The 26,471-nt window shown below is 63.9% G+C and carries 21 protein-coding genes and 1 pseudogene; 6 read left to right on the top strand and 16 right to left on the bottom strand.

Annotated elements, in window-relative coordinates:
* Positions 1–102: 102 nt before the first annotated feature.
* Positions 103–966: a protease modulator HflC gene (hflC, locus tag ACVOMB_RS05675; RefSeq protein ID WP_481530284.1), complete on the bottom strand. Its 864-nt coding sequence runs from the start codon at positions 964–966 to the stop codon at positions 103–105.
* Positions 963–2,069: an FtsH protease activity modulator HflK gene (hflK, locus tag ACVOMB_RS05670; RefSeq protein ID WP_481530283.1), complete on the bottom strand. Its 1,107-nt coding sequence runs from the start codon at positions 2,067–2,069 to the stop codon at positions 963–965. The genes hflC and hflK overlap by 4 nt, the downstream gene beginning before the upstream one ends.
* A gap of 297 nt (positions 2,070–2,366) precedes the next feature.
* Between hflK and ACVOMB_RS05665 the strand changes: the two genes are divergently transcribed.
* Positions 2,367–3,362, top strand: coding sequence for an oxidoreductase (locus ACVOMB_RS05665; RefSeq protein WP_481530282.1), 996 nt, complete (start codon positions 2,367–2,369; stop codon positions 3,360–3,362).
* A 90-nt stretch (positions 3,363–3,452) separates the two neighbouring features.
* A complete protein-coding gene (gene pilH / locus ACVOMB_RS05660) occupies positions 3,453–3,836 on the top strand; it encodes a twitching motility response regulator PilH (RefSeq protein WP_481511073.1) in 384 nt (127 codons plus the stop codon).
* A gap of 294 nt (positions 3,837–4,130) precedes the next feature.
* On the opposite strand, the gene ACVOMB_RS05655 is transcribed toward pilH, so the two are convergent.
* The gene (locus tag ACVOMB_RS05655; RefSeq protein ID WP_481530281.1) at positions 4,131–5,030 is read right to left on the bottom strand and encodes a DnaJ C-terminal domain-containing protein; all 900 of its coding nucleotides are present in this window, start codon (positions 5,028–5,030) and stop codon (positions 4,131–4,133) included.
* Between the two features lie 126 nt (positions 5,031–5,156).
* Complete coding sequence (locus ACVOMB_RS05650) at positions 5,157–5,594, bottom strand: Hsp20/alpha crystallin family protein (protein WP_481530280.1); 438 nt, start codon at positions 5,592–5,594, stop codon at positions 5,157–5,159.
* 152 nt (positions 5,595–5,746) lie between these two features.
* Here ACVOMB_RS05650 and ACVOMB_RS05645 point away from each other — a divergent pair, with 152 nt between their 5' ends.
* On the top strand, positions 5,747–6,229 hold the full coding sequence (locus ACVOMB_RS05645; protein WP_481530279.1) for a redoxin family protein: 483 nt from the start codon (positions 5,747–5,749) through the stop codon (positions 6,227–6,229).
* 76 nt (positions 6,230–6,305) lie between these two features.
* On the opposite strand, the gene pbpC is transcribed toward ACVOMB_RS05645, so the two are convergent.
* The 7 genes from pbpC to prpB all read right to left on the bottom strand — a co-directional run bounded on the left by pbpC (position 6,306) and on the right by prpB (position 20,911).
* Positions 6,306–8,648, bottom strand: coding sequence for a penicillin-binding protein 1C (pbpC, locus tag ACVOMB_RS05640; protein ID WP_481530290.1), 2,343 nt, complete (start codon positions 8,646–8,648; stop codon positions 6,306–6,308).
* Between the two features lie 160 nt (positions 8,649–8,808).
* Positions 8,809–13,728, bottom strand: a complete 4,920-nt coding sequence (locus ACVOMB_RS05635) for an alpha-2-macroglobulin family protein (RefSeq protein WP_481530278.1) — start codon at positions 13,726–13,728, stop codon at positions 8,809–8,811.
* A gap of 206 nt (positions 13,729–13,934) precedes the next feature.
* Positions 13,935–15,128 (bottom strand): 2-methylaconitate cis-trans isomerase PrpF, encoded by a 1,194-nt coding sequence (prpF, locus tag ACVOMB_RS05630; protein WP_481530277.1) that lies wholly within the window; start codon positions 15,126–15,128, stop codon positions 13,935–13,937.
* 108 nt (positions 15,129–15,236) lie between these two features.
* Positions 15,237–17,852 (bottom strand): Fe/S-dependent 2-methylisocitrate dehydratase AcnD, encoded by a 2,616-nt coding sequence (gene acnD, locus ACVOMB_RS05625; protein ID WP_481530276.1) that lies wholly within the window; start codon positions 17,850–17,852, stop codon positions 15,237–15,239.
* A 359-nt stretch (positions 17,853–18,211) separates the two neighbouring features.
* Positions 18,212–19,372 (bottom strand): bifunctional 2-methylcitrate synthase/citrate synthase, encoded by a 1,161-nt coding sequence (prpC, locus tag ACVOMB_RS05620; RefSeq protein ID WP_481530275.1) that lies wholly within the window; start codon positions 19,370–19,372, stop codon positions 18,212–18,214.
* 30 nt (positions 19,373–19,402) lie between these two features.
* Complete coding sequence (locus ACVOMB_RS05615; RefSeq protein WP_481530274.1) at positions 19,403–19,993, bottom strand: DUF1003 domain-containing protein; 591 nt, start codon at positions 19,991–19,993, stop codon at positions 19,403–19,405.
* Between the two features lie 30 nt (positions 19,994–20,023).
* A complete protein-coding gene (prpB, locus tag ACVOMB_RS05610) occupies positions 20,024–20,911 on the bottom strand; it encodes a methylisocitrate lyase (protein ID WP_481530273.1) in 888 nt (295 codons plus the stop codon).
* A 121-nt stretch (positions 20,912–21,032) separates the two neighbouring features.
* Between prpB and ACVOMB_RS05605 the strand changes: the two genes are divergently transcribed.
* Positions 21,033–22,256 (top strand): citrate/2-methylcitrate synthase, encoded by a 1,224-nt coding sequence (locus ACVOMB_RS05605; protein WP_481530272.1) that lies wholly within the window; start codon positions 21,033–21,035, stop codon positions 22,254–22,256.
* 180 nt (positions 22,257–22,436) lie between these two features.
* On the opposite strand, the gene ACVOMB_RS05600 is transcribed toward ACVOMB_RS05605, so the two are convergent.
* The 4 genes from ACVOMB_RS05600 to pdxH are packed head-to-tail and all read right to left on the bottom strand — an operon-like array spanning position 22,437 to position 24,638.
* Complete coding sequence (locus ACVOMB_RS05600; RefSeq protein ID WP_481530289.1) at positions 22,437–23,237, bottom strand: ABC transporter substrate-binding protein; 801 nt, start codon at positions 23,235–23,237, stop codon at positions 22,437–22,439.
* Complete coding sequence (locus tag ACVOMB_RS05595) at positions 23,237–23,581, bottom strand: YqfO family protein (protein ID WP_481530271.1); 345 nt, start codon at positions 23,579–23,581, stop codon at positions 23,237–23,239. Before ACVOMB_RS05595 ends, ACVOMB_RS05600 begins: the two co-directional genes overlap by 1 nt.
* Positions 23,581–24,042: an aminoglycoside 6'-N-acetyltransferase gene (gene aac(6') / locus ACVOMB_RS05590; protein ID WP_481530270.1), complete on the bottom strand. Its 462-nt coding sequence runs from the start codon at positions 24,040–24,042 to the stop codon at positions 23,581–23,583. Before aac(6') ends, ACVOMB_RS05595 begins: the two co-directional genes overlap by 1 nt.
* Positions 24,039–24,638 carry a pyridoxamine 5'-phosphate oxidase gene (pdxH, locus tag ACVOMB_RS05585; protein ID WP_481530269.1) on the bottom strand — a complete coding sequence of 200 codons (600 nt, stop codon included), beginning with the start codon at positions 24,636–24,638 and terminating at the stop codon, positions 24,039–24,041. Before pdxH ends, aac(6') begins: the two co-directional genes overlap by 4 nt.
* A gap of 42 nt (positions 24,639–24,680) precedes the next feature.
* On the opposite strand from pdxH, the gene ACVOMB_RS05580 reads away from it, so the two are divergent.
* On the top strand, positions 24,681–25,514 hold the full coding sequence (locus ACVOMB_RS05580) for a kinase (protein ID WP_481530268.1): 834 nt from the start codon (positions 24,681–24,683) through the stop codon (positions 25,512–25,514).
* 128 nt (positions 25,515–25,642) lie between these two features.
* On the opposite strand, the gene ACVOMB_RS05575 is transcribed toward ACVOMB_RS05580, so the two are convergent.
* The gene (locus ACVOMB_RS05575) at positions 25,643–25,846 is read right to left on the bottom strand and encodes a dodecin family protein (RefSeq protein ID WP_481517051.1); all 204 of its coding nucleotides are present in this window, start codon (positions 25,844–25,846) and stop codon (positions 25,643–25,645) included.
* A gap of 99 nt (positions 25,847–25,945) precedes the next feature.
* Here ACVOMB_RS05575 and ACVOMB_RS05570 point away from each other — a divergent pair.
* Positions 25,946–26,470 (top strand): annotated as a pseudogene (locus ACVOMB_RS05570) (shikimate kinase); the annotation flags it as partial.
* Position 26,471 lies beyond the last annotated feature (1 nt).

Here is a 26,471-nt window from a genome sequence, read left to right as displayed (position 1 = left end):
GGCTTACGCCGCCACCAAGTAATGCCTGGAAAGCCCCTGCCGAGCATGGCTCGGCACTACAGAACCCCTCTCCCGGTGGGAGAGGGGCTAAAGGTCAGGCGATCAGCGATCGCTCTTCATGTACTGCAGGAACGGGTCGTTCTTGTCGAGCACGATCACGCCGTTGCCGTCGGTCATCGAGGCTCGGTACGCCTCAAGGCTGCGGTAGAAGGCGTAGAACGACGGGTCGGCCGAGCCGGCCTTGCCGTAGATCGAGGCGGCGGAAGCATCGCCTTCACCGCGCAGCTGCTGCGCATCACGCTCGGCTTCGGCCACGATCACGGTGCTTTCGCGGTCGGCCTGGGCGCGGATGGTCAGCGACTGCTCTTCACCCTCGGCGCGCAACTTGGCGGCCTCCTGCTTACGCTGGGCGCGCATACGCTCGTAGACGTCGGCGATCACCTGGCTGTCGGTCGGCAGGTCGATCTGCTTGATGCGCAGGTCGATGATCTCCATGCCCAAGGCGGCAATCGCCTCGTTGATCGACTTCAGCTGGCCAGCAATCAACTCACCACGGTCACCGGACACCAAGGCCTGCAAGGTGCGCGAGTTGATCTGGTTACGCAGTGAGTCGGTGATGATCGGCGCAAGGCGGGCGTTGACGATCTTGCTGTCGCCGCCGGTGGCACGGTAATAGGCGCGCACGTCGGAGATCTTGCCAATGGCAAAGAAGTCGACGCTGACGTCCTTCTGCTCGGCGGTGAAGTAACGCGCCGGAGCGGTATCCAACACCTGGAAGCGACGGTCGAACACGCGCACGGTCTCAACCAGCGGCACCTTGAAGTGCAGGCCCGGCTTGATGTCGGCACGCACCACCTTGCCCAGGTTGAGCACCATCGCGGTCTGGTCTTCACGCACCACATAGACCGAGCCCAGCAGGCCCAGCAACACTGCGACGACTACGCCGATAACGACTGAATTTTTCATCGGCCGGCCTCCTCGCGCGATGCCGAGCGCGAGACCGAACGGTCCGCGTTGCGAATGCTGTCGGTTGCCGCCGGCAATGCCGGTGCCACCATCTCCGGGGTCAGCTGCGGCGCGGCCGAGGTCTTGCCGGCATCGGCCGGCATCGGCACGTAGATCAGCTGGCGACCATCGCCACCGATGACCTTGCGGTTCTCGGACAGCACCTGCTGCACGGTCTCCAGCCACAGGCGCTTGCGGGTGACTTCCGGCGCGTTCTTGTACTCACCTTGCAACAGGGTGAAACGGCGTGCGTCACCTTCGGCGCGGGCGACGATGGCCTGCTTGTAACCTTCGGCGGTGGTACGGGCACGCGAGGCCTGGCCGCGCGCTTCCGGCACCACTTTGGCGGCGTAAGCCTGGGCTTCGTTGATCAAGCGTTCCTTGACCTGCTGGGCACCGTTGACCTCGTCGAAGGCCGGCTTCACTTCTTCCGGCGGACGCGCGTCAGGCAGGGTCAGGCCGGTCACGCTGAGGCCGGTCTTATAGGCCTTGAGCGAAGCCTGCAGACGCTGCTCGGCAACCACGGCCAGCGGACCACGGTTGTTCAGCACGGTGTTCAGATCGGCGCGGCCGACCTGCTCACGCACGGCGCTCTGCGCCGACTGCTCCAGCATCTGGTCGGCATCAACCGTACCGAACAGATACTCGCGCGGGTCGTCAACGCGGTACTGCACGTTGACCGACACGTTGACGATGTTCTCGTCACGGGTCAGCACCGGCACGTTGCTGCTGAAGGTCTTGATCTGGGTCGCGTTGACCTTGACCACCGATTCCAGCGGCCACGGCAGCTTGAAGTTGGGGCCCGGCTGCAGGATGCGCGAGTACTCGCCGAAGCGCAGGACCACGCCGCGCTGCTGTTCACCGATCAGCTGGAAGCTGGAGAACAACAACAGCAGACCCACTGCGACCAGCACCCAGCGCCAGATACCACCATCAAACAGGTCGCGCAGCGGTCCGGGCAGTCCACCACCCCAACCTCCGCCGTTGCCGCCACGTGGCGTACGCGGCGCGCGGTTGTTGTCCGCACCACCACCGCTGTTGCCGCCGGGTGTATTCCAGGCCATGCATGCTCCATCTGTATGGGCCAGGCTGCGGGGGCTCCCGCCGAGGACCTGACCATCTATCGAATCCCGATTCTAACAAGGCAGACTCTGAACAGGTTCGGGGCTACCTGAACGGAAAGATTTGCCCGCCGATCAGTTAGCCAAGTAGCTGATCCAGCGGTGCGGGCCCGAGCCGAAACTGGTCCCGCGGTGTACCTGCAGACCGCTGCCGGCACCCAGCTTGGATAGGAATAAGGGCAGACCGGCCATTTCACAACAGTTATGGTTGCACTCCCCCGTTCCGACGCAGGCCTACCGATGTCCGCTACCGCCCCGTTTACCGCCTTCCGCATCCATAACGACGACGCCGGTTACCGCAGCGGCCCTGAACAAGTGGGTCTGGACCAGCTGAGCCCGGGCGAGGTGGTGATCCGCGCCCGCTGGTCCTCGGCCAACTACAAGGACGCGCTGGCCGGCACCGGCAAGGGCAAGATCCTGCGCCGCTTCCCGCTGGTCGGTGGTATCGACGTGGCCGGCGAGGTTGTCGCCTCCAGCGACCCAGCCTTCCGTGAAGGCGACCAGGTACTGACCACCGGCTGCGGCCTGAGCGAGACCCGTGATGGCGGTTACAGCCAGTACGTACGCCTGGAATCCAAGTGGGTGATTCCGCTGCCGGCCCAGCTCAGCCTGCGCGAGGCCATGGTGCTGGGCACGGCCGGCTTCACCGCCGCGCTGGCACTACTGCGCATGACCGACAACCGGCAGACGCCGGCCCATGGCCCGCTGGCCGTGACCGGCGCCACTGGCGGGGTCGGCTCGCTGGCGGTGGACATCTTCAGCCAGGCTGGCTACGAGGTGCATGCAATCAGCGGCAAGGCCGAGGCTGCCGACTACCTGACCGCCATCGGTGCCAGCCAGATCCTCGGCCGCGATGCACTGGCCACCACCCGGCCAATGGAATCGGCGCGCTTCGGCGGCGGTCTGGACAATGTCGGTGGCAGCATGCTGACCAGCCTGCTGGCGCAGACCAGCCCCTACGGCAACGTGGCTTCGGCCGGTCTGGCCGCCTCCGGCGAGCTGGACATGACGGTGATGCCCTTCATCATCCGCGGCGTTTCCCTGCTGGGCGTGGCCTCGGCCGGTACCGCCCGCGACATCCGCGAGCAGGTCTGGCAGCGACTGGGCAGCGACTGGAAGCCGCGCCACCTGGACCGCATCTGTACCCGCGAAGTGGGCCTGGATGGCTTGCCCGAGGTGTTCGCCACCATGCTGGATGGCAAATCCTTCGGTCGCACCGTCGTAAGAATCGACTGATATCGGCCACAGGTCGCCCTGGCGTGAGGCGCGTCCCTTCACGCCGGCGACGCGCCAGCACTACACTGCCGCCACTACTTGGGGAAAAACATGGCGCGTATCCTGATCGTCGACGATTCACCATCGCAGTTGATGGGCATCCAGCGCATTGTGGAAAAGCTGGGGCATGAGATTTTCACCGCAACTGATGGCGCCTCTGGGGTGGAGGTTGCCAAGCAGGTGCTGCCGGACCTGGTGTTGATGGACGTGGTGATGCCGAACCTCAATGGTTTCCAGGCCACCCGTACGCTGCGCCGCGAGGCGACCACACAGCACATCCCGGTGATCCTGGTGACCACCAAGGATCAGGACACTGATCGCTTGTGGGGCATGCGCCAAGGGGCGAAGGCTTACATCACCAAGCCGTTTACCGAAGACGATCTGTCCGCGGTGATCGCGCAGGTGTTCAGTGCCGAGGCGCCGCCGGTTGGGTAAAGCTGCTTTCTTGGGGAAAGCTTTTTGGAAAGGCGGGCTTTGCCCGCCTTTCTTGCTTTTTGGTGGTTGGGGTTTGCTTTGGGTTTTTAGCTAGAAGCCTCCCCTCACCCCAACCCCTCTCCCGCACGCGGGAGAGGGGCTAGTGCACTAGCAGCTGACGTGATCCGAGCCCCTCTCCCGCGTGCGGGAGAGGGGTTGGGGTGAGGGCAAGCTTCTAGCTAAAGATATAAACCAACGGAAAAAAGAAAAGCGGGCAAAGCCCGCTTCTCTTCAACACCAAAAACCAAGCCGAACTCAGTCCTCGCCAAACGCCTTGGCCAGATCCTTGTACGCCTTGCGCTGGGCCTCGTTGCCCGCCACCGGCGCCACAACTTCCAGCTCAACGATCTGGTCCCCATCCGGGCTGCCCGGCAAGCCACGGCCACGCAAACGCAGCTTGCGCCCACTGTCCGAATCTGCCGGCACCTTCAACTCCACCGCGCCACCAAGCGTCGGCACGCTGATGCTGGTGCCAAGCGCGGCCTGCCACGGAGTCACCTGCAAGGTGTACAGAATATTGCGGCCGTCGACCTCGAACTGCGGGTGCGAGGCGTATTCGACTTCCAGCAGCAAGTTGCCACCACCGCTGCCCTGCCCGCTCAGGCGGATCACCTGGCCCGGACGGATGCCCTTGGGCACACGCACATCGAGCTGGCGACCGTCCACGGTGATGCGCAGGCTGTCACCGTTGTAGGCAGCCTCCAGCGGCACCGACAGCTTGGCGCGGGTGTCGCGCATCGGCTGCGGGCCAGCACCACCGAAACCCGCGCCCGGACGACGTCCGCCCGCACCCGCGCCGCCGCGCTGACGGGCAAACAGGCTTTCGAAGAAATCGCTGAAACCGCCGTTGGCATTGCCGCCGCCGAACACTTCCTCGAAATCGAAACCCTGGCCGCCGCCAAAGCCCGGCGGGGCATTGAATTCCTCGCCGGGGCGATAGCCCTGCGCGCGCAGCTGGTCATAGGCCTTGCGCTTGGCCGGATCGCGCAGCGCCTCATAGGCCTCGTTGATCGCCTTGAACTTGTCCTCGGCGCCGGCTTCCTTGCTTACGTCCGGGTGGTACTTGCGCGCCAGCCGACGGTAGGCCGTCTTGATTTCGGCATCACCGGCGCTGGGTTCAACCCCAAGCGTGGCGTAGTAATCCTTGAATTCCATCCTCACACCTCTGAAAAAAAGCTGGCCCGACACCTTGCGGCAACGGGCCATCGTGCAATCGGCAGGCACCGTGGCCCCATTCTACCGGGCCACGGTGCCTGCGCAGGTGGAAGTTCGCTCACGCCGTCAGGCGCTGGGCTGGCCCTGCACCACCTTGATGCGGCGCGGTGCCGCCTCACTACGCTTGGGAATGCGCACTTCCAGCACGCCATTGTGGCTGTGGGCAACGATACCCTCAGCGTCGGCGCTGTCGGGCAGCACGAAACGGCGATTGAAGGCACCCTGGCCGCGTTCGCTGCGGGTCAGTCGCTGGCCTTCGGCCAGTTCCGGCGCGCTGCGCTGACCGCTGATGGTCAACACACCCTTTTCCATCTGCACTTCGATGCTTGCGGGGTCAACGCCCGGCAGGTCGGCCGAAACGACGAAACGCTTGGCTTCCTCGCGGATATCGACCGCCGGCACCCAGGCTGATGCGGTGCTGTTGGTGACGGTTTCAAGCAGCGGCGACAACAACTGATGAATCTCGGACTGGGTCGGCCACTGGCGGTAACGTACGATGCTCATGATGTCCTCCTGCAAGATGTGGGGACTGGCACGCCGGAATGGCACTGCCTTTCCCATGCCAAGGACGTATTGTGTGAATACCGCCTTTTCAAGCTGTAGACGCGGTGCCTGCACTGCCGCTTTAAACTTAAATTCAGCCTAGGAGCCCCCCAATGCCCATCAACGTCGGCGACCGTATTCCGGAAGTAACCCTCAAGCGCCTGCGCGAAGGTCTGGAAACGATCGACACCCATGCATTGTTCGATGGCCGCAAGGCCGTGCTGTTTGCAGTGCCTGGGGCGTTCACCCCGACCTGCTCGGCCCGCCACCTGCCCGGTTACGTCGAGCATTTCGAAGACTTCCGCAACCGCGGCATCGAGGTGTTCTGCATGGCGGTCAATGACCCGTTCGTGATGCAGGCCTGGGCCAAGAGCCAGTCGGTGCCGGATGGCTTGCAGATGTTGTCCGACGGCAATGGCGACTTCACCCGTGCATTGGGCTTGGAAATGGATGCCAGCGCTTCGGGCATGGGCATTCGCTCGCGCCGTTTTGCGCTGTACGTGGAAAACGGTGTGGTGCGCGCTGCGTATATCGAACAGCCGGGGCAGTTCGAGGTGTCCGGGGCGGAGTATGTGTTGGCCAACTTGCCGGAATAACCTGCGCTAACGCCGCTCCTACAAGCATCGCCGGAAAAGCCTCTGCCGAGCATGGCTCGGCACTACATTGCGCTGTTCAGTTCACTACGCGGAAGCGGACGCGTGTCCATGTGCCATCGGATGCCAACGCGGTCAGGGTGTGCTCGCCTGCATCGTTGAAATCACGGGTAAAGGTGCGGGTGCCTTGGGTCTGTGCAATCCAACGGCCATCCAGCAACCATTCAATCGTCGCTTCACTGCCAAGCGCGCGCAGTTGCAGGCGTGGACCGTGCTGTGCGCCGGGCGGTCGCGCGAGCGTGGCCAGATCATTCAAGCCTTCGATGTGCAGCACGCCATCCGATTGCCTGCCATCGTCGGCGCAATCTGCAGCCAATGGCGGCAGGCTCTGCGCCTGCCGCTGCGCTACCGTCAGCCACGGCGAGGCCAGTGCTGGCCAACGTGCTATCTCACGATCTTCAACCTGCGGATGCCCTTCGCAACCGGGCGACAAGCGCTGGCCGGTTTTTGCATCTATCTGGAAGCGCATGCGCCCGGATTGCCACAGCCGCGCTTCGCGCTCAGGGAAACTTGGCGGCACAACCCCATCCAGTACCCATGCAGGGAATCGGCGCTGGCACATCGCCGGTGGCGTCTGCTCGGCGGCACCCCCCAATGGCCAACAGATCTCGACTTCGCTGACGCTGTCCGGGCGTGCGCGTACCGCGTTGTCACCGGCCTGTCGCGGCAGGCTGTCGATGACCTCGAACATCAGCGGCAAGGCAGTCACTGCGCCGTACTGGCCCGGCAGCGGCGTCCCATCCGGACGCCCAACCCAGACACCGACGGTATAGGAGCGGGTGCTGCCTATTGCCCAGGCGTCGCGGTAGCCGTAGCTGGTGCCGGTCTTCCATGCAACGCGCGGGCGGTTGCCGGTATCGAAGGTGCCCACGCCATAGCCAGGACGTGGATTGGATTCGAGCACATCGCGCACGATCCATGCCGCACCGGGTGAAATCAGTCGTCGCTCGATGCGCGGGTCTTTCGGCGTGTAACGCACGCGACCGGCGATGCCCTCACGGTTGAGCGCGGAGAACGCGCCGACCAGGTCTTCCAGACGTGCACCGGTGCCACCAAGTATCAGCGCAAGGCTGGGCTGGGTGCCGCGCGGGAAACGCAGATTGATGCCGGCATTGCCCAGCCTTGCCGCAAATCGCGATGGCCCAACGCGGTCCAGCAGATCCACCGAGGGCACATTCAAGGACAGCCGCAACGCCGTTGCCGCGCCAACCGGGCCGTTGAATGCCGCATCGAAATTGCCGGGACGGTAGCCGCCAAAGCTCTGCGGCGCATCGACGATCAGGCTCTCCGAATGGATCAGGCCATCGTCCAGCGCCATGCCATACAGGAACGGCTTGAGCGTTGAACCGGGCGAGCGCCACGCCTGCACCATGTCCACATGGCCGAGACGCGCCTTGTCAGCGAAGGTGACCGAACCAACATAGGCACGCGCTTCCAGCGTGCTGTTATCCATCACCAGCAAGGCCGCCGAGGTGCGCTCCGGCAGTTGTGAGAAATACGAGGAAACGCGCTCTTCCAGTGTGCGCTGCAAGCCGCTGTCGATGGTGGTTTCGATCTGCGGCACACGCGGATAGGTGCTACGCATGCGTTGCGCGAGCAAGGCGGCATGCAGGGGCTGCTGCAGGGAGCGTGCAACTACCGGCTCGATGCGCGCGTCGGCCACATCGTCAGCCGACCACACCTTGAGTTCGGCCATGCGCGTCAGCACCTTGTCGCGGGCGCGCTGTGCGGCCTCGGGATGTCGATCAGGGCGCAGCCGGCTGGGTGACTGCGGCAACACCGCCAACAAGGCGGCCTCAGCCTGCGACAGCCGCGTGGCCGACTTGCCCAGATAGGCCCAGCTGGCCGCTTCCACACCTTCAATGGTGCCACCGTAGGGCGCGCGCTCCAGATACAGATCAAGGATCTGCGCCTTGCTCAGATGCACTTCCAGCTGCAGCGCGCGCAGCAGCTGTTTGAGCTTGCCCCACGGCGTGCGCGTATGCGGGTCGAGGATGCGCGCAACCTGCATGGTCAGGGTCGAACCACCGGAGACAATGCGCCGCTCCAGCAGCATCTGCTTGCCAGCGCGTGCCAGCGCCCACGGATTGATGCCCGGGTGCCGCCAGAACCAGCGGTCCTCGTAGGTCAGCAGGGCCTGCAGGTACAGGGGCGAAATCGTCTTTGCATCGGCCGGGTAACGCCACACGCCTTCTGCATCGGCGAAGGCGCGCAGCGGCGTGCCGTCACGCGCGACCACCAAGGCGCTGGTATCGCGTGACTTCGGTAGTGGCAGCGGGAATGCAAGGTCCAGCACCAACAGCAATGTCAGCAGGGCGGCAAGCGCCCAGCGCAGGTTGCGAAGCGTAAGGACGGCGCGCAGGCGTTGGCCAACGTGTTTCAGCCGGGGAGCGCGCGTGTTCACTGGGGATGGTTCTTCAAACGTTGCCTGTGGCGCTGGGGCGGAATGGCTTGGCCGTGGGAGAGCTTAGCCCTCCCCAGCCCTCCCCTTGCCGTTGGCAAAGGGAGGGAGCAGGAGCCGGTTACGGCTGCACCACCGTGATGGTGCTCGGGCTGGACCGGCCCACGCCACGCATGTCGGGGCGGTACATATCCTCGGCCAGCGGCGGTGGCACCATGTAGGTACCCGGAGTGACCGCACGCACCAGATAGAACACGTGTGCGGTGCTGCCACGCGACAGCTTCAACGCAGCCACATAGCGGTCGTCACGGAACTCCTCGTGCTTGACGTCGGCGGCGCTGGAACGATCGCTGACCCTGACCTCGCCCACCACCACGTCGGCCCACTGCTTGGCATCGCCGAGGTTGAAGTTCTCGATCTCCAGACCGGCCGGCAGCAGGTCGGTCAGCAAGGCATCGGGCATGTTCGAGTTGGAGGTGACGCTGAGCCGCACGATCAAGGCCTCGCCTTCCTTCAACGGACGTGGCGTCCACGGCTTGCCGTCGGTGCCGAACCAGGCGCGCTCGATGCCGATCACGCTGTTGTCCGGTGCCGGCGGCTGACGCGGAATGCCGGCAACGTCGAGGCTGGCGAACATCGGCGCTTCGCCCTGCGGCGAGAAGCGCACGCCCTGCGCCAGCTGCGCCGTATCGAACACGCGGCCAAATGCCTTGCGTGCACTGATGCTCTCGACCTTGTCCCCCACCGCCAGCTCGCCGGACACCAGCTTCTTCTGGTTGGCCATCAAGGCCTTGCCCAGTCGCGCCAGCGCCACCTGCTCCTGCGTGCTCAGCCACATCAGACCATTGCCGCGGCGCAGATCCAGGGTGCGTCCGAGGTCGATCACGCGCGCGTCGTATTCCGGCTTGGACAGGCCGCGCTCGTGCAGCAATGCGATCATCAAGGCTTCGTCACGCAAGCGGGTGCCGTAATCGCCGAAGTACTCCGGACGGCTCGCTGTGGACTTGGCGAAGCCTGCGGCAATCGCTGCCTGACCACGCTTGCTGTCGCCCTGGATTGCCAAGGCCGCACCCAGATGCACCAGCGACAGGCCGGTCACCGCCTTGCTGCGCTCGTTGTCCCACAGCGTGCGTAGCGTACCCAACGGCGCGCGGTTGACGCGTGCCAGCACATAGCCGGAATAGGCCTGGTTGGCGAACTTCAGCCCATCGCGGCTATCACTGCCGTAGAACTGGTTGCCACCACTGAGCAGGTCTTCGCTGATCCGGTTCAAGGCCTTCTGCAGCACGTTGTCGGGGACCGCAAAGCCTGCATCCTTGGCGTCGAGCAGGAACTCGGCGACATACGGCGTCAGTGCCGGATTGATGTAGTCGTCATCGCCCCACATCGAGAAGTTGCCGTTGGATACCTGCATCGAGGCCAAGCGCCCGAACGCGCCTTCCATACGCTCGCGGCGCACCTTGGCGTCCAGACCATCGGCACCGAGCATGGCCGAGGTCGCCTCATCCAGCATCAGCGCTGCATAGCCCTTGCTGGTGGTCTGCTCGGCGCAGCCGTAGGGGTAGTTCAAGGCGCCCTGCAGGGCCGAGGCAAACGGGATTGGCGGCAAGGCGCTGACCAGCATGCGCGCATTGACCGAGCCACTCATCAAACCATTGGCGAAGCCGCTGTCCAGGTTGATCGGCGCCAGCGGATCCAAGGTGCGGGTCTGCGAACGCAGCACCGACGGCCATGCCGCACGTACCGGCAGGTCGTAGCGGCGATCCACCTTGAAGCCATTGCCGTCCACCCGCACCCGCACCTTGGCCACGCTATAGCCTTCCTGCGCGGTCAGCGGGAAGCTCAGTGTGCTCTTGGCGTCACCAGCCAGTTGCACCGTCCGGGTCGATTCGGCGATCCCAAGCGGACCTTCACCATCCACACGCACGTTGAACTCGCCGGGCTTGCCGGTGAAGTTCTGCACGTCCAGGGTAATGGTGCTGCGGTCACCCGGCGCCATCACCCGCGGCATGCTGGCTTCGGCCAGGATCGGCGCGCGCACCAGCGTTTCCACATCGCGGTTGCCGTAGCGGTCAGCGGAGTAAACCATGGTCGACACGCGCAGGGTGCCGTTGAAATCCGGCACCTGCAGCTGCACCCGCGCATTACCCTTGGCATCCAGCGCCACCGGCCCGGAGAACAGGTCCACGGTCTGCACGCGTGCGGTCGGCCGCTTGGCCTGCGGCAAGGCCGCCAATGCCATGTCGCCACCGAACTTCAGCTTGCCGCTATTGCCCTCGAAGCTCTCGATGACGCGGCCGTAAATATCGTAGGCATCCACACCGAGACGACGCTGCGCGAAGAAATGCCCTGGCGCATCGGGTACCGGGAAACGGGTGATGTTGAGAATGCCCACGTCCACCGCCGAGACGGTGACGTGCGCCGGCTTGCCGGCCAGCTCGGGCGCGCTGACGGTGACCGTCATCGGCTGTTCCGGGCGCATCTGTTTGGGCGCGATCAGGCCCACCGCGACGCGGCGGTCACGGCGGTCCATCGGCACATGCACCACGCCGACGGCACGCGCCGGGGTGACCTTGCTGGGCGCACTGCCACCACGGAACACCAGCGCGGTGATGTAGACATCGTGCCGCTCCCAGTCCTTGCTGACCGGAATTTCAAAGGTGCTGCCCGGCTTGGCGTCAATGTCCTGCACGTACAGCATGCGGTCGCTTTCCACCATCAACACGCCACGGCCGGCATGCGGCGGGGTCAGCGTGACCTTGACGGTGTCACCGGCGCGGTAGCCGGTCTTGTCCAGCGACAGCTTGACCTTGTCCGGGCGCGCATCGAGGCCACGGTTGTCGTCGTTCCAGCTCCAACCGGCGCGGAACGGATAGCGCATGGTCAGGCCGGTGGCCGGGTCGAACACGTCGACGCGGTATTCGCCCCACTCCACCGGGAAGTCGAATTTGGCCGAGGTCGCGCCAGCATCGACGGTGCGGGTTTCCTTGTTCTCGAAGCGACGGGTGAAGTCGTAATCCCAACGGTTGTCGGTATAGGTCCAGTGGTAATCGCGCAGCTCGCGCACCAGGGTGATCTTCAAACCCTTGGCCGGCTGCGGCTTGCCATCGGCGTCCACCCGCATCAGCTCGAAGCGGGCGTTGGCATTGGCGTCGGCGCCATCGGCGTCGTTGAACAAGGGGCGCACCGCAACCAGCGCCGGTGCCGGCCACATCACCCGCTTCAAGGTGCGGGTAACGGTGCGGCCACCGGTTTCATAGACGCTGCCAGACAGCAACGCGGCCACGGTGGTGGCCTTGCCTGCCTCAGCCGGCAGCGCGACGTCTTCGCGCAGCTTGCCGTCCTTGGGCAAGGTGGTATCGATCACGTCATTGGCTTCGCGCGGCAGCTGTACCGTCGGGTCACCGAAGAACCAACCTGGCATCGACTCCACCGGATGCTGTTCCACCGCCACGGCCAGACGCGCGGTGAAGCGGTTGCCGTCGGCCGGCGCGCCATAAAGATAGGCCGCATCGGCCTGCAGCTTCAGTGCCTCGCCCGGCTTCAGCGTCTTCTGCGCGCTGTCCAGGTCCAGCTTCATGCGCTCGGGCAGAAACTCCTCGATGCGCAGGGTCATGCCCTGCACGGCTTCCTTGCTGGCCGGATCGGTACGGAACTCCACGGTCCAGCGCCCGGTGGGCGCCTCCACCGGAATGGTCTGCTCGAATGCGAAATAGCCCTGCTCGCCCGGCTGCAGGCGGGTTTCGCGGAAAGTCTTGCCGTCCGGCTGCTTGAGCCGCAGGAACACCGGCTGACCGCCGGTAGCCGGCCCGGCCAGGGTCTTGCCGTCGTTGTCACGCAGCAGCGCCGAGATGCGCACGGTCTCGCCGGGGCGGTACAGATCACGCCCGGACCAGGCGAATACATCGAAGTTGGCGTTCTGGCGCCCGGCCACGGCGAACTCGCTCAGGTCCAGCGCCGGCTGGTTGAACGGCAGCATGGTGGTGTCGCTGCCGCTGCTGGCGACCAGCACATGGGCGGCATCCAGCGTGTAGTTCAGCAAGGCATTGCCGTTGCCATCGGTCTGGCCCTTGAGGATGACCTCACCCTTGCCATCGATGACCTTCAGCTCGACCTTCTTGGCCGGCGCGCCGTCAGCCAGCGATGCGGTATGGACGAACAGCTTGTCCTTGTAGGCGCGGGTATGCAGGCCGATATCGCTGACGGTGAAGAACGAGGTATCGAACTCGCTGTCGAAACTGCCGGTGCGCTTCATCACCGCGAAGTACAGGCCGGGCTGCTGCAGTTCCTTCACGTCCTGGATCGGCAGATAGGTCAGCACCCGTTCGTTCTGCTTGCCGCCAAGGATGAAGCGGTTGACGTAGACCGGCTCGGCCAGCTTCGACAGCGGCGTCCTGTCGCTGTACTCGCTGTCCAGCTCCCAGCTGCCGCGACGACCGCCGCGCTGGTACTGGCTGAAGAAGGTGGGCAGGTCCTTTTCGCGCACGCGCAGGAACTCAACGTCCACCTCCGGCACGTTCACCGATACCACCGGCAGGCCGCGGCTCTCGCGGGCCGGCAGTACGCTGCCCTGCGAGGCAAAGCCGACCGCAGGGTCGAGCTCTCCGGTGAAGACCTTCTGCTTGACCTCGGTGCCGAGCCGGTTGCCGTCAGCCGCCAGCAGGTCAGCCGAGATGATCAGCGTGTACTCCTTGGCCGCCTCCACATAGGGATAGCGCAGGGTCTTGCCATCGTCGGACAGCGACCAGCTGCTGTCATCGTTACCGACCTTCTCCTCAAAGCGCAGCAGCTTGTCGAAATCCTGGGTACCGACCAGCGGGCGCGAGAACTCCACCGCCAGTGCGAGGCCATCGCCGCTCTTCTGGTCCGGGTAGGCGCGCAGCATGGCGAAGCCCTTGACCTCTTCTTGCTTGGTCTGGATCGCCTCACCGCTGGCCCCTGGCAGTTGCCCGGTTTCGTTCCTGCTGCATCCTGCAACCAAGGCCAGCGCCACCAAGGCGGCCGCAGCCCAACGCATACGCTTCAACATCCTGTTACCCATGGTGTCCTCCCGCAGATCGGCGGAGTATAACCAGCCGGTGTGTAAGGGCTTGTGTAGCGATGTGCTTTTTGCAGACGATTTGTCTGGAAGGTGGTCCGCTGTGCGCTACCTGCTCCCTTCGAGTTTCCAATACCGCGAAAAGAAAAGGGCCGCTGATTTCAGCGGCCCTCACAGTTTTTACGTTTGTACCGGTAAGACGAGGAAACTCAGAACGCATCACCCGGCACACGTACCCAGCCTTCCATCAGGATGCGGGCGCTACGGCTCATCACCGCCTTGGTGACGGTCCATTGGCCATCGACCAGCGCGACCACGGCACCAACGCGCAGCGTGCCGGAGGGGTGGCCGAAACGCACCGCATCACGCTGACCACCACCGGCGGCCAGGTTGACCAGCGTGCCCGGCACTGCCGCTGCCGTGGCGATGGCCACCGAGGCGGTGCCCATCATCGCGTGGTGCAGCTTGCCCATCGACATGGCACGTGCATTGAGCTCGATGTCAGCGGCATGGATCTGCTTGTTGCCACTGGAGACGTAGTCGAGCGGCGACGCCACGAAGGCGACCTTGGGCGTGTGCTGGCGCTTGAGCGCTTCTTCCGGTGTCTTGATCAGACCCATGCGCAGTGCGCCGGCGACGCGGATCGCTTCGAGCTTTGCCAGTGCTGCCTTGTCCTCATTGATGGCGGACTGCAACTCGGCTCCTGTGTAGCCGATGTCCGCCGCATTGATGAAGACCGTGGGAATACCAGCGGTGATCATGGTCGCCTGCAGCTTGCCGATGCCGGGCACATCGAGCTCGTCGATCAGGTTGCCGGTGGGAAACATCGCGCCACCACCCTCGCCTTCGCCCTCATCTGCCGGATCGATGAACTCCAACACGATCTCGGCGGCTGGGAAGGTGACGCCATCCGTTTCAAAATCACCGGTTTCCTGCACCTGGCCGTTGCTGACAGGCACGTGGGCGATGATGGTCTTGTTGATGTTTGCCTGCCATATGCGCACCACGCAGACGCCGTTCTCCGGCACGCGTGCGGGATCGACGTAGCCCGCATGCAGCGCGAATGCACCAGCACCGGTGGACAGGTTGCCGCAGTTGCCGGACCAGTCAACGAAATCGGTATCGATCGACACCTGCCCGTATAGATAGTCCACATCGTGATCGGGCTTGCTGCTGGGCGAGATGATCACGCATTTGCTGGTGCTGGAGGTGGCGCCGCCCATGCCATCGGTGTGCTTGGCATACGGATCGGGCGAGCCGATTACCCGCTGCAGCAGATGGTCACGTGCCAGGCCCGGCTGTTGGGCGCTGACCGGCAGGTCTTCCAGACGAAAAAACACGCCCTTGGAGGTACCGCCGCGCATGTAGGTGGCTGGGATTCTGATCTGGGGGGTGTGGGACATGGTGCGGGTTTCCTTGCTTCGATCTTGAAATGGAGGTTCCGACGTAACACGTGCCTTCCCTGCCCTCACCCCAACCCCTCTCCCGCGAGCGGGAGAGGGGCTTTGGCGTCATGCGTTTGCCGATTCCAGGAAGTCCTGCGCGAAGCGCTGCAATACGCCACCGGCCTCGTAGATCGCAACTTCTTCATCCGAGTCCAGACGACAGGTCATCGGCACCTTCAGCACTTCACCGTTGCGACGGGTGATGACCAGGGTCAGATCGGTGCGCGGGGTGCGCAGGCCGATCACGTCATAGCTCTCGGTGCCATCGATGCCCAACGTATTGCGATCCGTGCCCGGCTTGAACTCCAGCGGCAGCACGCCCATGCCGATCAGGTTGGTACGGTGAATCCGCTCGAAGCCCTCGGCGGCAATCGCTTCCACGCCGGCCAGACGCACGCCCTTGGCGGCCCAGTCACGCGAGCTGCCCTGGCCGTAGTCGGCACCGGCGATGATGATCAGCGGCTGCTTGCGCTCCATGTAGGTTTCAATCGCTTCCCACATGCGCATCACTTTGCCTTCCGGCTCCACCCGCGCCAGCGAGCCCTGCTTCACGCTGCCGTCTTCGTTGCGCACCATCTCGTTGAACAGCTTGGGATTGGCGAACGTGGCGCGCTGCGCGGTGAGGTGGTCGCCGCGGTGGGTGGCGTAGGAATTGAAGTCCTCTTCCGGCAAGCCCATCTTGGCCAGATATTCACCGGCGGCGCTGGACAGCAGGATGGCGTTGGACGGCGACAGGTGGTCGGTGGTGATGTTGTCCGGCAGCACCGCCAGCGGCAGCATGCCGCGCAGCGTGCGCTCACCGGCCAATGCACCCTCCCAGTACGGCGGGCGGCGGATATAGGTGCTCTGCGGGCGCCAGTCGTACAGCGGGCTGACCTTCTCGCCGTGCTCGACGCGTACGTTGAACATCGGGTTGTAGACCTTGCGGAACTGCTCCGGCTTCACCGACGCCTTCACCACCGCGTCGATCTCGGCATCGCTCGGCCAGATGTCCTTCAGGCGAACTTCGTTGCCGTCGGCATCAACACCCAGCACATCTTTTTCGATATCAAAGCGCACAGTGCCGGCGATGGCATAGGCGATCACCAATGGCGGCGAGGCCAGGAAGGCCTGCTTGGCATACGGGTGGATGCGCCCGTCGAAGTTGCGGTTGCCCGACAACACTGCGGTCGAGTACAGATCGCGGTCGATGATTTCCTGCTGGATCTTCGGGTCGAGCGCGCCGCTCATGCCATTGCAGGTAGTGCAGGCGAAGGCGACGATGCCGAAGCCCAGCTTCTCCAGGTCCGGCAACAAGCCGGCTTCTTCCAGATACAGCTGCACGGCCTTGGAGCCCGGTGCCAGCGACGACTTCACCCACGGCTTGCGGGTCAAACCGCGCGCGTTGGCGTTGCGCGCCAGCAGCGCGGCGGCGATCACGTTGCGCGGGTTGGAGGTATTGGTGCAGCTGGTGATGGCGGCGATGATCACCGCGCCATCCGGCATCAGGCCTTCGGCTTCCTCGCCCTTGCCGCTGAGCAGCTTGGCTTCGTCAGCGATGCCGCGCTCGGCAAGGTCGGACACCGGCAGGCGCTTGTGCGGATTGCTGGGACCGGCCATGTTGCGCACGACGCTGGACAGGTCGAATTCCAGTACACGTTCGTACTGCGCGGTTTCCAGCGCGTCTGCCCACAGACCGGTGGTCCTGGCATAGTTCTCGACCAGCGCGATCTGCGCCTCCTCGCGGCCGGTCAGGCGCAGGTAGTCGATGGTCTGCTGGTCGATGTAGAACATTGCCGCGGTTGCACCGTACTCCGGGCACATATTGGAGATGGTGGCGCGGTCACCGATGGTCAGTGCTGCGGCGCCTTCACCGAAGAACTCCAGCCAGGCGCCGACCACGCGTTCCTTGCGCAGGAACTCGGTGATCGCCAGCACCACGTCGGTGGCGGTGATGTTCGGCTGCGGCTTGCCGGTCAGCTTGACGCCGATGATATCGGGCAGGCGCATCCACGAGGCGCGGCCCAGCATCACGTTCTCGGCTTCCAGACCGCCAACACCGATAGCAATCACGCCCAGCGCATCCACGTGCGGGGTGTGGCTGTCGGTGCCGACGCAGGTATCCGGGAAAGCCACCCCGCCCTGCTGGTAGATCACCGGCGACATCTTCTCCAGATTGATCTGATGCATGATGCCGTTGCCCGGTGGAATCACATCGACGTTCTCGAAGGCCAGCTTGGTCCAGTCGATGAAGTGGAAGCGGTCTTCGTTGCGGCGGTCTTCGATCGCTCGGTTCTTGTTGAACGCGTCCGGATCGTAGCCACCGCATTCAACGGCCAGCGAGTGATCGACGATCAGCTGCACTGGCACCACCGGGTTGACCTTGGCCGGATCACCGCCCTTGTCAGCGATGGCATCACGCAGGCCAGCCAGATCGACCAATGCAGTCTGGCCGAGGATGTCGTGGCAGACCACACGAGCCGGGAACCAGGGAAAATCCAGATCGCGCTTACGCTCGATCAGCTGGGTGAGCGAATCAGTGAGCGTAACCGGGTTGCAGCGGCGCACCAGGTTTTCGGCCAGCACGCGCGAGGTATAGGGCAGCGTGGCGTAGGCGCCGGGCTGGATGGCATCGACTGCGGCGCGTGCGTCGAAATAGTCGAGCGTGCTGCCTGCGAGGTTTTTGCGGTAATCGGTATTCATGGCTGGCCTGTGAGGGTCTGGGCTTGCTGGTGTTGGGGTGGATTGCTCGCGGATGCATGCAATTGCAGCAATCCCACAGCAACACCTGGAATCTGGCGGCTCCCTTCTCCCGCCTGCGGGGGAAGGTGCCCGGAGGGCGGATGGGGGGAGCTCTTGCTCTTGCTCTTGCTCTTGCTCTTGCTCTTGCTTGAGCTCCATCTTTGCTCCGCTTTGTTTATGGGCTTGAAGCTTGCTCCACGTGCTGGAAGCTTCCCCTCACCCCAACCCCTCTCCCGCAGGCGGGAGAGGGGCTTTATCTCGCTTGTGGCGAAGATGGTGCAGGCGTCATCTCGCTTGTGGCAGAGATGGCTTTGGTTTCATTAAGCGCGCTTATCCAACGGCACGAAGGTCTGATCCTCCGGCCCGGTGTAATTCGCGCTCGGGCGGATGATCTTGCCGTCGATGCGCTGCTCGATGATGTGCGCGCTCCAACCTGCAGTACGTGCAATCACGAACAGGGGAGTGAACATCGCCGTCGGCACGCCCATCATGTGGTAGCTGACGGCACTGAACCAATCCAGGTTCGGGAACATCTTCTTGATGTCCCACATAACCGACTCCAGACGCTCGGCGATGTCGTACATCTTCATGTTTTCCTGCTCGGCCGACAGCTCGCGCGAGACGTCCTTGATCACCTTGTTGCGCGGATCGGACACGGTGTAGACCGGGTGACCGAAACCAATCACCACTTCCTTGCGCTCAACGCGGGCCTTGATGTCAGCCTCGGCTTCGTCCGGCGTCTCGTAGCGCTTCTGCACTTCGAAGGCGACTTCATTGGCACCGCCGTGCTTCGGACCACGCAGCGCGCCGATACCGCCGGTGATGGCGCTGTACATGTCGCTGCCGGTACCGGCGATGACGCGACAGGCGAAGGTCGAGGCGTTGAATTCGTGCTCTGCGTACAGGATCAGGCTGGTGTGCATCGCCTTGACCCAGGACTCGCGCGGCTGCTCGCCGTGCAGCAGGTGCAGGAAATGGCCGCCGATCGAATCATCGTCGGTCTCCACGTCGATGACCTTCCCGTTGTGGCTCCAGTGGTACCAGTACAGCAGCATTGAACCTAGCGAAGCCATCAGTTTGTCGGCGATGTCGCGTGCGCCCGGGTGGTTGTGGTCGTCCTTCTCCGGCGACACACAACCCAGCACGGAAACGCCGGTGCGCATCACGTCCATCGGGTGTGCCGACGGCGGCAGTTCTTCCAATGCGGCCTTCACCGATGCCGGGATGCCACGCAGCGCCTTCAGCTTGGCCTTGTAGGCGCGCAGCTCGGCCTTGTTCGGCAGCTTGCCGTGCACCAGCAGGTGGGCGATTTCCTCGAACTCACTGGTGTTGGCCAGGTCCAGGATGTCGTAGCCACGGTAGTGCAGATCGTTGCCACTGCGGCCAACGGTACACAGGGCGGTGTTGCCGGCTGCGGTGCCGGACAGTGCAACGGACTTCTTCGGCTTGAAAGCCGGTGCGACGGTGGCTTGCTCTGACATGGTCTTTACCTCCGGGGGCGAATTTTGGTTTCAGCTATTGTTCTGGCTGGGCGGGGCCTGATGGCTCTCCAGCAACCGCTGCAGCATGTCGATCTGGCGATTCTGCTGTTCCACCAGCAGCGCCCAATCCTGTGAGCGCAGCAGATCCAGCTTTCCGTGGATCTGCAGTACTTCCAACTCCGACTTCACATTTACTTGGTAGTCGTTTTCAGCATTCATCCGGTCCACCACTGCCTGGCGGTTCTGGCTCATCATGATGATCGGCGCCTGCACCGCAGCCAGGCAGGACAGCACCAGGTTGAGCAGGATGTAGGGATAGGGGTCGAATGCCTTGGCCAACATGAAACTGTTGAGCGCCATCCACAGCACCAACAGGAAAAAGAAGCACAGGATGAAGCGCCAGCTGCCGCCTACCTGCGCTACCCGATCAGCAATCCGTTCACCCAAGGTGCGGGTCTGATGGAACTCTCGCCCGACATTGCGCGCTACCTGCCGCCGTGAGATGAAGCGCTCAACCACCTCACGCTCTTCCGGCGGCAACTGCTCCAGCTCTTTCTGCAACAGCTGCCGCGCCGTTTCACGGCGATCGACACGGGTGGTGCGGGATGAAGTGCTTGCCATGGTGTTTTCAGTAGGCGGGTTGGACCGCCATCATGCGCCCTTGCCTGCGAACACTTTGTCCAGCTGGCCTTCGAAGGCGTGGTAACCGATGCGGTCGTACAGCTCCTCGCGGGTCTGCATGGTCTCCACCACGTTGCGCTGGTGGCCGTCACGGCGGATTGCCTCGTATACGTTCTCTGCCGCCTTGTTGGCTGCACGGAACGCCGACAGCGGGAACAGCTGCATCGCCACGCCGGCCGAGGCCAGTTCATCGCGACTGAACAGCGGGGTGGCGCCAAATTCAGTGATGTTGGCCAGCAACGGCACCTTCACTGCGTCGGCGAAACGCTTATAGGTCTCCAGATCGTAGGCCGCCTCGGCAAAGATGCCGTCGGCGCCGGCTTCCACGCAGGCCAGGGCGCGCTCGATGGCAGCGTCCACGCCTTCCATCTGGATGGCGTCGGTGCGGGCGATCAGGAAGAAATCCGGGTCGGTCTTGGCGTCAGCCGCAGCCTTTACCCGATCAACCATTTCACCCTGCGAGACGATTTCCTTGCCGGGGCGGTGGCCGCAGCGCTTGGCGCCAACCTGGTCTTCGATATGGCAGGCGGCGGCGCCGGCCTTGATCAGCGACTTCACCGTGCGCGCGATATTGAACGCGCTCGGGCCGAAACCGGTGTCGATATCGACCATCAACGGCAGGTCGCAGACGTCGCTGATGCGGCGCACGTCGATCAACACGTCTTCCATCGTATTGATGCCCAGGTCCGGCAGGCCCAGCGAGCCAGCGGCAACGCCGCCGCCGGACAGGTAGATGGCGCGGTAACCGGCGCGCTTGGCCAGCAGCGCGTGATTGGCATTGATCGCACCGACCACCTGCAAGGGGGATTCGGCGGCCAGTGCGGCGCGGAATGCAGCGCCGGCGGAAGAAAGACTCATGAGTGACTCCTGGCTTGTGGCTGGGCGGAGGCGAGCATGCCATTCCGCTGTCACGGTTAATCTGTCACCATCGGATGCATTGATCAATCTTGATTCAATAAATCAACCTATTGAATACGCCATGTCCGACACCCTCGATCCCGAATTGATCCCCGCCAACGAAGCCTGTGCCCTGCTCGGCATCAGCGCGGCCACCTTGTATGCCTATGTCAGCCGCGGCCAGCTCACTTCACGTCCGGGCACATCTGCACGCAGCCGGGTGTACCTGCGCGCGGAAGTTGAACGCCTGGCACAGCGCAAGCAGGCCGGCCGGGGCGCCGAACGGGGAGCTGCGCAGAGCCTGGACCGTGGTCTGCCGGTGTTGGAAACCCGCATCTCGCTGATCCGTCCGGATGCGCCCTATTACCGTGGCCGCTCAGCCGTAGCCGCAGCACAGGCCGGTGCCACGCTGGAAGACATCGCGCGCCTGCTATGGGAGTGCGAGGAGCAGGATCCGTTCGCGGCGACCGCCCTGCCCTCGTGGCCGCCGCGCATCGCCAGCCTGGCATTGGATACCAGCCTGCCGGCGGTCGAGCGCGCGATGGCCTGCATCCCGCTGCTGGCACTGGAACAACGCCAATCGCTCAACGCCGCCGCCTCGGTGCGGCGCGAGGTCGCGGCGATGCTGTTGCGCCAGAACGCGGCCTTGCTGGTCGGCACCGAGCCCGATGCGCGTCCAGTACATCGTTTATTGGCCGACGCATGGATGCCTGGCAATGCAGCCTTCGCTGAGCTGGTGCGCTCGGCGCTGGTGTTGTGCGCCGATCACGAATTGAATGTTTCCGCGTTCGCAGCGCGCGTGGTTGCCTCTACCGGTGCGCACCTGCATGCCACGGTGAGTGCTGGATTGGCGGCCCTGTCCGGCCCACGCCACGGCGGTGCGACCGCGCGGGCACATGCCTTGCTGGTGGATGCTGAAGCCAGCGGATCGCCTGCCGCCTTCATTGCCGAACGTTGGCGGCGCGGTGACGAACTGCCCGGCTTCAATCACCTGCTCTACCCCGATGGTGATCCGCGCGGTGCCGAGGTACTACGTCAGTTGCATGAGCTAAGCGGTGATTCGCCGCGCATGCGACATGTGGAAGCAGTCCTGGCGGCTACCGAAGAAGTCAGCGGCCAGCGGCCGAATATTGATGGGATGCTGGGGGCTATCTGCTATGTCCATGAACTGCCGGGCGCGCATGCGCTGGTGATGTTCGCTACTGCACGGCTTACCGGCTGGTTGGCGCATGCGCTGGAACAGCAGGCACTGGGTACCTTGATACGGCCGCGTGCGCGGTATACAGGGCTGGCGCCGAGAGGGTGATACGCTGCTGCTCCCTCCCTTTTGCGCAGCAAAGGGGAGGGTTGGGGAGGGGTTCGCTTTTGCGGCCATTCTTGCCTTGCCAGCTTCGCGGCTTACGCCGCTCCCACAGCCGGAAGATGCATCGTGATTGCAGATTGTTCGGCGGTTTCGCTGTTGATGGCTTCGCGGTTTACGCCGCTCCTACAACGCTTCCACCCGCTTCGACCATTGGTTGATGATCTGCGCGATTGCCTGCACGCCATCGGTCAATGCCGCCGGGCCAGGCTGCAGGATCAGCGGTGACTTGATCTCGTGCAGTTCGCCATCGCGCACGGCATTGATTGCCTCCCAGCCGGAACGTGCAGCCACCCGCTCGGGGCGAAACTTCTTGCCGCACCATGAGCCGATGATGATGTCCGGATTACGTGCGATCACCGGGTCACCATTGGCGAGGATGCGCGCCTTGGCCAGCGGTTCACACGACAACTCCGGAAACACATCGATGCCGCCAGCAATCTCCACCAGCTCGGCGCCCCATTGGATGCCGGTGATGATGGGCTCGTCCCACTCTTCGACATACACCCGCGGCCGCTGTGGCAATTTCACTGCCAGCTCTGCAATCGCATCCAGGCCACGCTGCAACTCGTCCGCATAGGCATTGGCACGCTCGGCCACACCCACCAGCCCGCCCAACCGACGGATGTAATCGAGGATGCCGGCGACACTGCGATGATTGGCAATCCACACTTCCACACCGTTGCGTATCAACTCGGCGGCGATATCGGCCTGGATGTCGGAGAACCCAATCGCCAGATCAGGCTTGAGCTTGAGTATCTCGCCTACCTTGGCGCTGGTGAAAGCACTGACCTTGGGTTTGTCGCGGCGTGCCTCGGGCGGCCGCACGGTGAAGCCACTGATGCCGACGATGCGGTCTTGTTCGCCCAGTGCGTACAGGGTTTCGGTCGGTTCCTCGGTGAGGCAGACAATGCGACGCGGGCCAATCATGGTGCAGCGAACTCCGTTGTATCGACGAATACGGCAGGATTGTTCCAAGGATGATGCGCAGCGATGCCGTCATCCAACAACCGCTGCAAGCGTTGTGGATCGCGCGGGATGCAGAACTCCAGTCGCACCGTAGATGCACGCACCAGCTCCCCGCCCTGACCAACGGCGCTTTGCGTGCCTTCGAGCACGCGGAACTGCTCCAGCCCGGGCGCGGATTCCCACATGCCGTGGGCGTAGCCGCCAGCGGCCAGATCATCCACCGCTAGAATGCCCTGCTTCAACGCCTCCAACTGTGCTGGCGGCACGAACACAGTGATCCGATAGACCGGATACAGCTGCATCAGCCGGCCACCGTCAGCGGCATGCGGTAATAGACCACGCGCTCGGTTTCAGTGAAGCCGCAAGCCTCATGTGCGGCCTGCGCCGACGTGTTCTCCAATCCAGAATCCGACGCCAGCTCCGTGCAGCCCTGCTCACGCGCCCATTGCGCCACGGCATCAATCAACAGACGCCCAAGACCACCACCCCGTACCGACGCGCGTACGACCCACCCTTCCAGAAAGCCCACCGGAGAACTGTCAGTACCGTTGACATATTCATGGCGGACACTGGCCTCTGCCATGCCCAGCACCCGCCCATCGGCGTTGCAGGCTAGCAGGCAAGTGTGACCTTCCGCTTCGATCAACTCCAACAGGTCAACCATGTCGGTTTCACTGTCTGGCCACAGTTCAACGCGCAGCTCGGCCCAGTCCCGCCAATCATCGGCCTGAGCCAGCCGCACACTGCAGCCAGTGCTGATCACGGGAACAGCATCCGCTTGCTCCACTCACCCGCCGCATCGGCCTCATAGCACCAACGCTCATGCAGGCGGAAGTCAGCGCCGTACCAGAACTCGATCCGTCGCGGCACCACACGCACACCGCCCCAGCCATCCGGGCGTGGCACATCACGGCCTTCAAAGCGCGCCTCGAAGTTGACAAGGCGCTGTTCAAACTCTTCGCGCGAGGCCAGCGGCTGCGACTGCGCCGAGGCCCAGGCACCAATCTGGCTCATGCGTGGACGGCTGGCGAAGTAGGCATCAGATTCGGTAGCCGATACCAGCTGCGCATCACCTTCAATCCGCACCTGGATACCGGCCTCGCGCAGGCTGCGCCACAGGAACAACAGCGCCGTGGCCCGGTTATCGTGCAGCTCGCGGCCCTTGCGGCTGTCCAGATGGGTGTAGAACACGAAGCCGCGTTCGTCGAAGGCCTTCAGCAACACCGTGCGCGCCGACGGGCGGCCGTCGATGTCGGCGGTGGCAACCGTCATCGCGGTGGCATCGATTTCCTTGCCAGCCTTGGCCTCTTCAAACAATGCGGCGAAAGTCAAAAGCGCTTCTGCGTAAAGATTGGTCATGGTCCTGCTTCGTAGGGCACGTGTTTGGGCTATTGTGGCGGCATGTCCCCCGTTCCGCACAGTTTTTCCCAACGCCGCTTTGCGCCGGCACTGGTTGCACAGGCATTGGATGATGCACTGAGCAGTGCCGACCGCACGCCAGTACTGGCGATCAGCGGCGTGCAAGGCAGCGGCAAGTCCACGTTGGCGGCACAGATCGTGGATCTGGCCCGCAGCCGCGGCCTGTGCGCTGCGGCAGTGTCCATCGATGACACCTACCTGACCCGCGCGCAGCGGCAGCGCCTGGCCGATCGCGTGCATCCCTTGCTGGCCACACGCGGGCCGCCGGGCACGCATGATCTGCCGCTGGCGCTGGCTACGCTGGATGCGGCCAAAACCGGACAAGCGTTCCCCTTGCCGCGCTTCGACAAACTCGCCGACGAACGCGTGCCGGAAGCACAGTGGAAAAAGATCGAGCAACCGCTTGATCTGCTGGTGTTCGAAGGCTGGTTTCTGGGCACACCGGCCGAAACCGATGACGCGCTCCAAGCACCCTTGAACGCATTGGAACGCGACGCTGATGCCGACGGCACTTGGCGGCGCTGGTGCAACCAGGCCCTGGCCGAGCACTACCCGGCCTTGTGGCAACGCTTTGACCGGCTGTGGATGCTGCAGCCGCCAAGCTTTGCGGTGGTACCGCATTGGCGTTGGCAGCAGGAGCAGGCACTGCAGCAGGCCTCGCCCGGCCGCAGCAGCATGACCCGGCCGCAACTGGAGCGCTTCGTGCAGTTCTACGAGCGCATCAGCCGGCAGGCATTGCGCACCCTGCCCGACATCGCTGACCGGGTCATTGCACTGGATGCACAACGGCAACCGCTGGCCGACCCACAGGGCTGAAGCCGTCCACCGAGCTGCACGACAACGGCATTGCATGAACGACTCGACGGCGCTGCCGCCGCCGAGTCCTTGCAGATGCGCGCCCTGCTTGATCGCTGGGCGCCCACCGCACGATTACTGCAACCGCATTACTGCACCAGGAATGTGATCCGCAGGTTGACCCGCCACTCGGTGACATTGCCGTCACTGTCGGTGACAACCTTGGTTTCGTTGATCCACGCGCCCTGGATGCCTTTGACCGTCTCGGCCACCTTCTTGATGCCGCTACGCACCGCATCCTCGATGCTGGTCTTGGAGGACGCGTTGACTTCAATGATTTTCGCCACTGACATGTCCAACTCCTTGGTTGCACCACGAACCATTCGTGGAACTGCCGAGCTTGGCTGCTACCGTGTTAAGGCACTGACACGAGGTGCTAGCATCTTCCAGTAATGAATCCCGCCCCCAATCTCATCCTGGTCGGCCCCATGGGCGCCGGCAAAACCAGCATCGGCCGTCGCCTGGCCGAGCGTTTCGGGCTGGTATTCGTGGATGCCGACCAAGCCATCGTCGACGACGTCGGATCCAGCATCCCGGCCATTTTCGAGAACGTCGGCGAAGCCGGCTTCCGTGCCCATGAAAAACGGGTCCTGTCCTGCCTGCTGGACGGCAGCGGCCAGCTGATCTCCACCGGCGGCGGCAGCGTGCTCGACCCTGAGAACCGTGAGCGCATCCGCGCCCGTGGTTTCGTGGTCTACCTGCGGGTCAGCGTGGCCTCACAGCTGGCCCGCCTGCACCGCGACAAAACCCGGCCGCTGCTGCAGCGCGAGGACCGCGAGCAGGTGCTGCACGCCATGGCCGAGCTCCGCGACCCGCTGTACCGCGACGTAGCCGACCTGATCATCGATACCGACCTTTACACCCCCGCCGACGCCACCGCGCACACCGTCACCCGGCTTGCCGCGCAATGGAAGATCC

It is taken from the genome of Stenotrophomonas sp. STEN018 (assembly GCF_056760235.1).
This window is presented reverse-complemented; position numbering and strand designations above follow the sequence as displayed.

Coding starts and splice junctions, on each gene's coding strand:
- ACVOMB_RS05615 (WP_481530274.1), bottom strand. CDS start 19,993: ATGGCAAGCACTTCATCCCGCACCACCCGTGTCGATCGCCGTGAAACG.
- acnD (WP_481530276.1), bottom strand. CDS start 17,852: ATGAATACCGATTACCGCAAAAACCTCGCAGGCAGCACGCTCGACTAT.
- ACVOMB_RS05655 (WP_481530281.1), bottom strand. CDS start 5,030: ATGGAATTCAAGGATTACTACGCCACGCTTGGGGTTGAACCCAGCGCC.
- hflC (WP_481530284.1), bottom strand. CDS start 966: ATGAAAAATTCAGTCGTTATCGGCGTAGTCGTCGCAGTGTTGCTGGGC.
- ACVOMB_RS05635 (WP_481530278.1), bottom strand. CDS start 13,728: ATGGGTAACAGGATGTTGAAGCGTATGCGTTGGGCTGCGGCCGCCTTG.
- prpF (WP_481530277.1), bottom strand. CDS start 15,128: ATGTCCCACACCCCCCAGATCAGAATCCCAGCCACCTACATGCGCGGC.
- hflK (WP_481530283.1), bottom strand. CDS start 2,069: ATGGCCTGGAATACACCCGGCGGCAACAGCGGTGGTGGTGCGGACAAC.
- ACVOMB_RS05665 (WP_481530282.1), top strand. CDS start 2,367: ATGTCCGCTACCGCCCCGTTTACCGCCTTCCGCATCCATAACGACGAC.
- ACVOMB_RS05645 (WP_481530279.1), top strand. CDS start 5,747: ATGCCCATCAACGTCGGCGACCGTATTCCGGAAGTAACCCTCAAGCGC.
- ACVOMB_RS05650 (WP_481530280.1), bottom strand. CDS start 5,594: ATGAGCATCGTACGTTACCGCCAGTGGCCGACCCAGTCCGAGATTCAT.
- ACVOMB_RS05595 (WP_481530271.1), bottom strand. CDS start 23,581: ATGCAGCTGTATCCGGTCTATCGGATCACTGTGTTCGTGCCGCCAGCA.
- prpC (WP_481530275.1), bottom strand. CDS start 19,372: ATGTCAGAGCAAGCCACCGTCGCACCGGCTTTCAAGCCGAAGAAGTCC.
- ACVOMB_RS05580 (WP_481530268.1), top strand. CDS start 24,681: ATGTCCCCCGTTCCGCACAGTTTTTCCCAACGCCGCTTTGCGCCGGCA.
- ACVOMB_RS05605 (WP_481530272.1), top strand. CDS start 21,033: ATGTCCGACACCCTCGATCCCGAATTGATCCCCGCCAACGAAGCCTGT.
- prpB (WP_481530273.1), bottom strand. CDS start 20,911: ATGAGTCTTTCTTCCGCCGGCGCTGCATTCCGCGCCGCACTGGCCGCC.
- pilH (WP_481511073.1), top strand. CDS start 3,453: ATGGCGCGTATCCTGATCGTCGACGATTCACCATCGCAGTTGATGGGC.
- ACVOMB_RS05575 (WP_481517051.1), bottom strand. CDS start 25,846: ATGTCAGTGGCGAAAATCATTGAAGTCAACGCGTCCTCCAAGACCAGC.
- pdxH (WP_481530269.1), bottom strand. CDS start 24,638: ATGACCAATCTTTACGCAGAAGCGCTTTTGACTTTCGCCGCATTGTTT.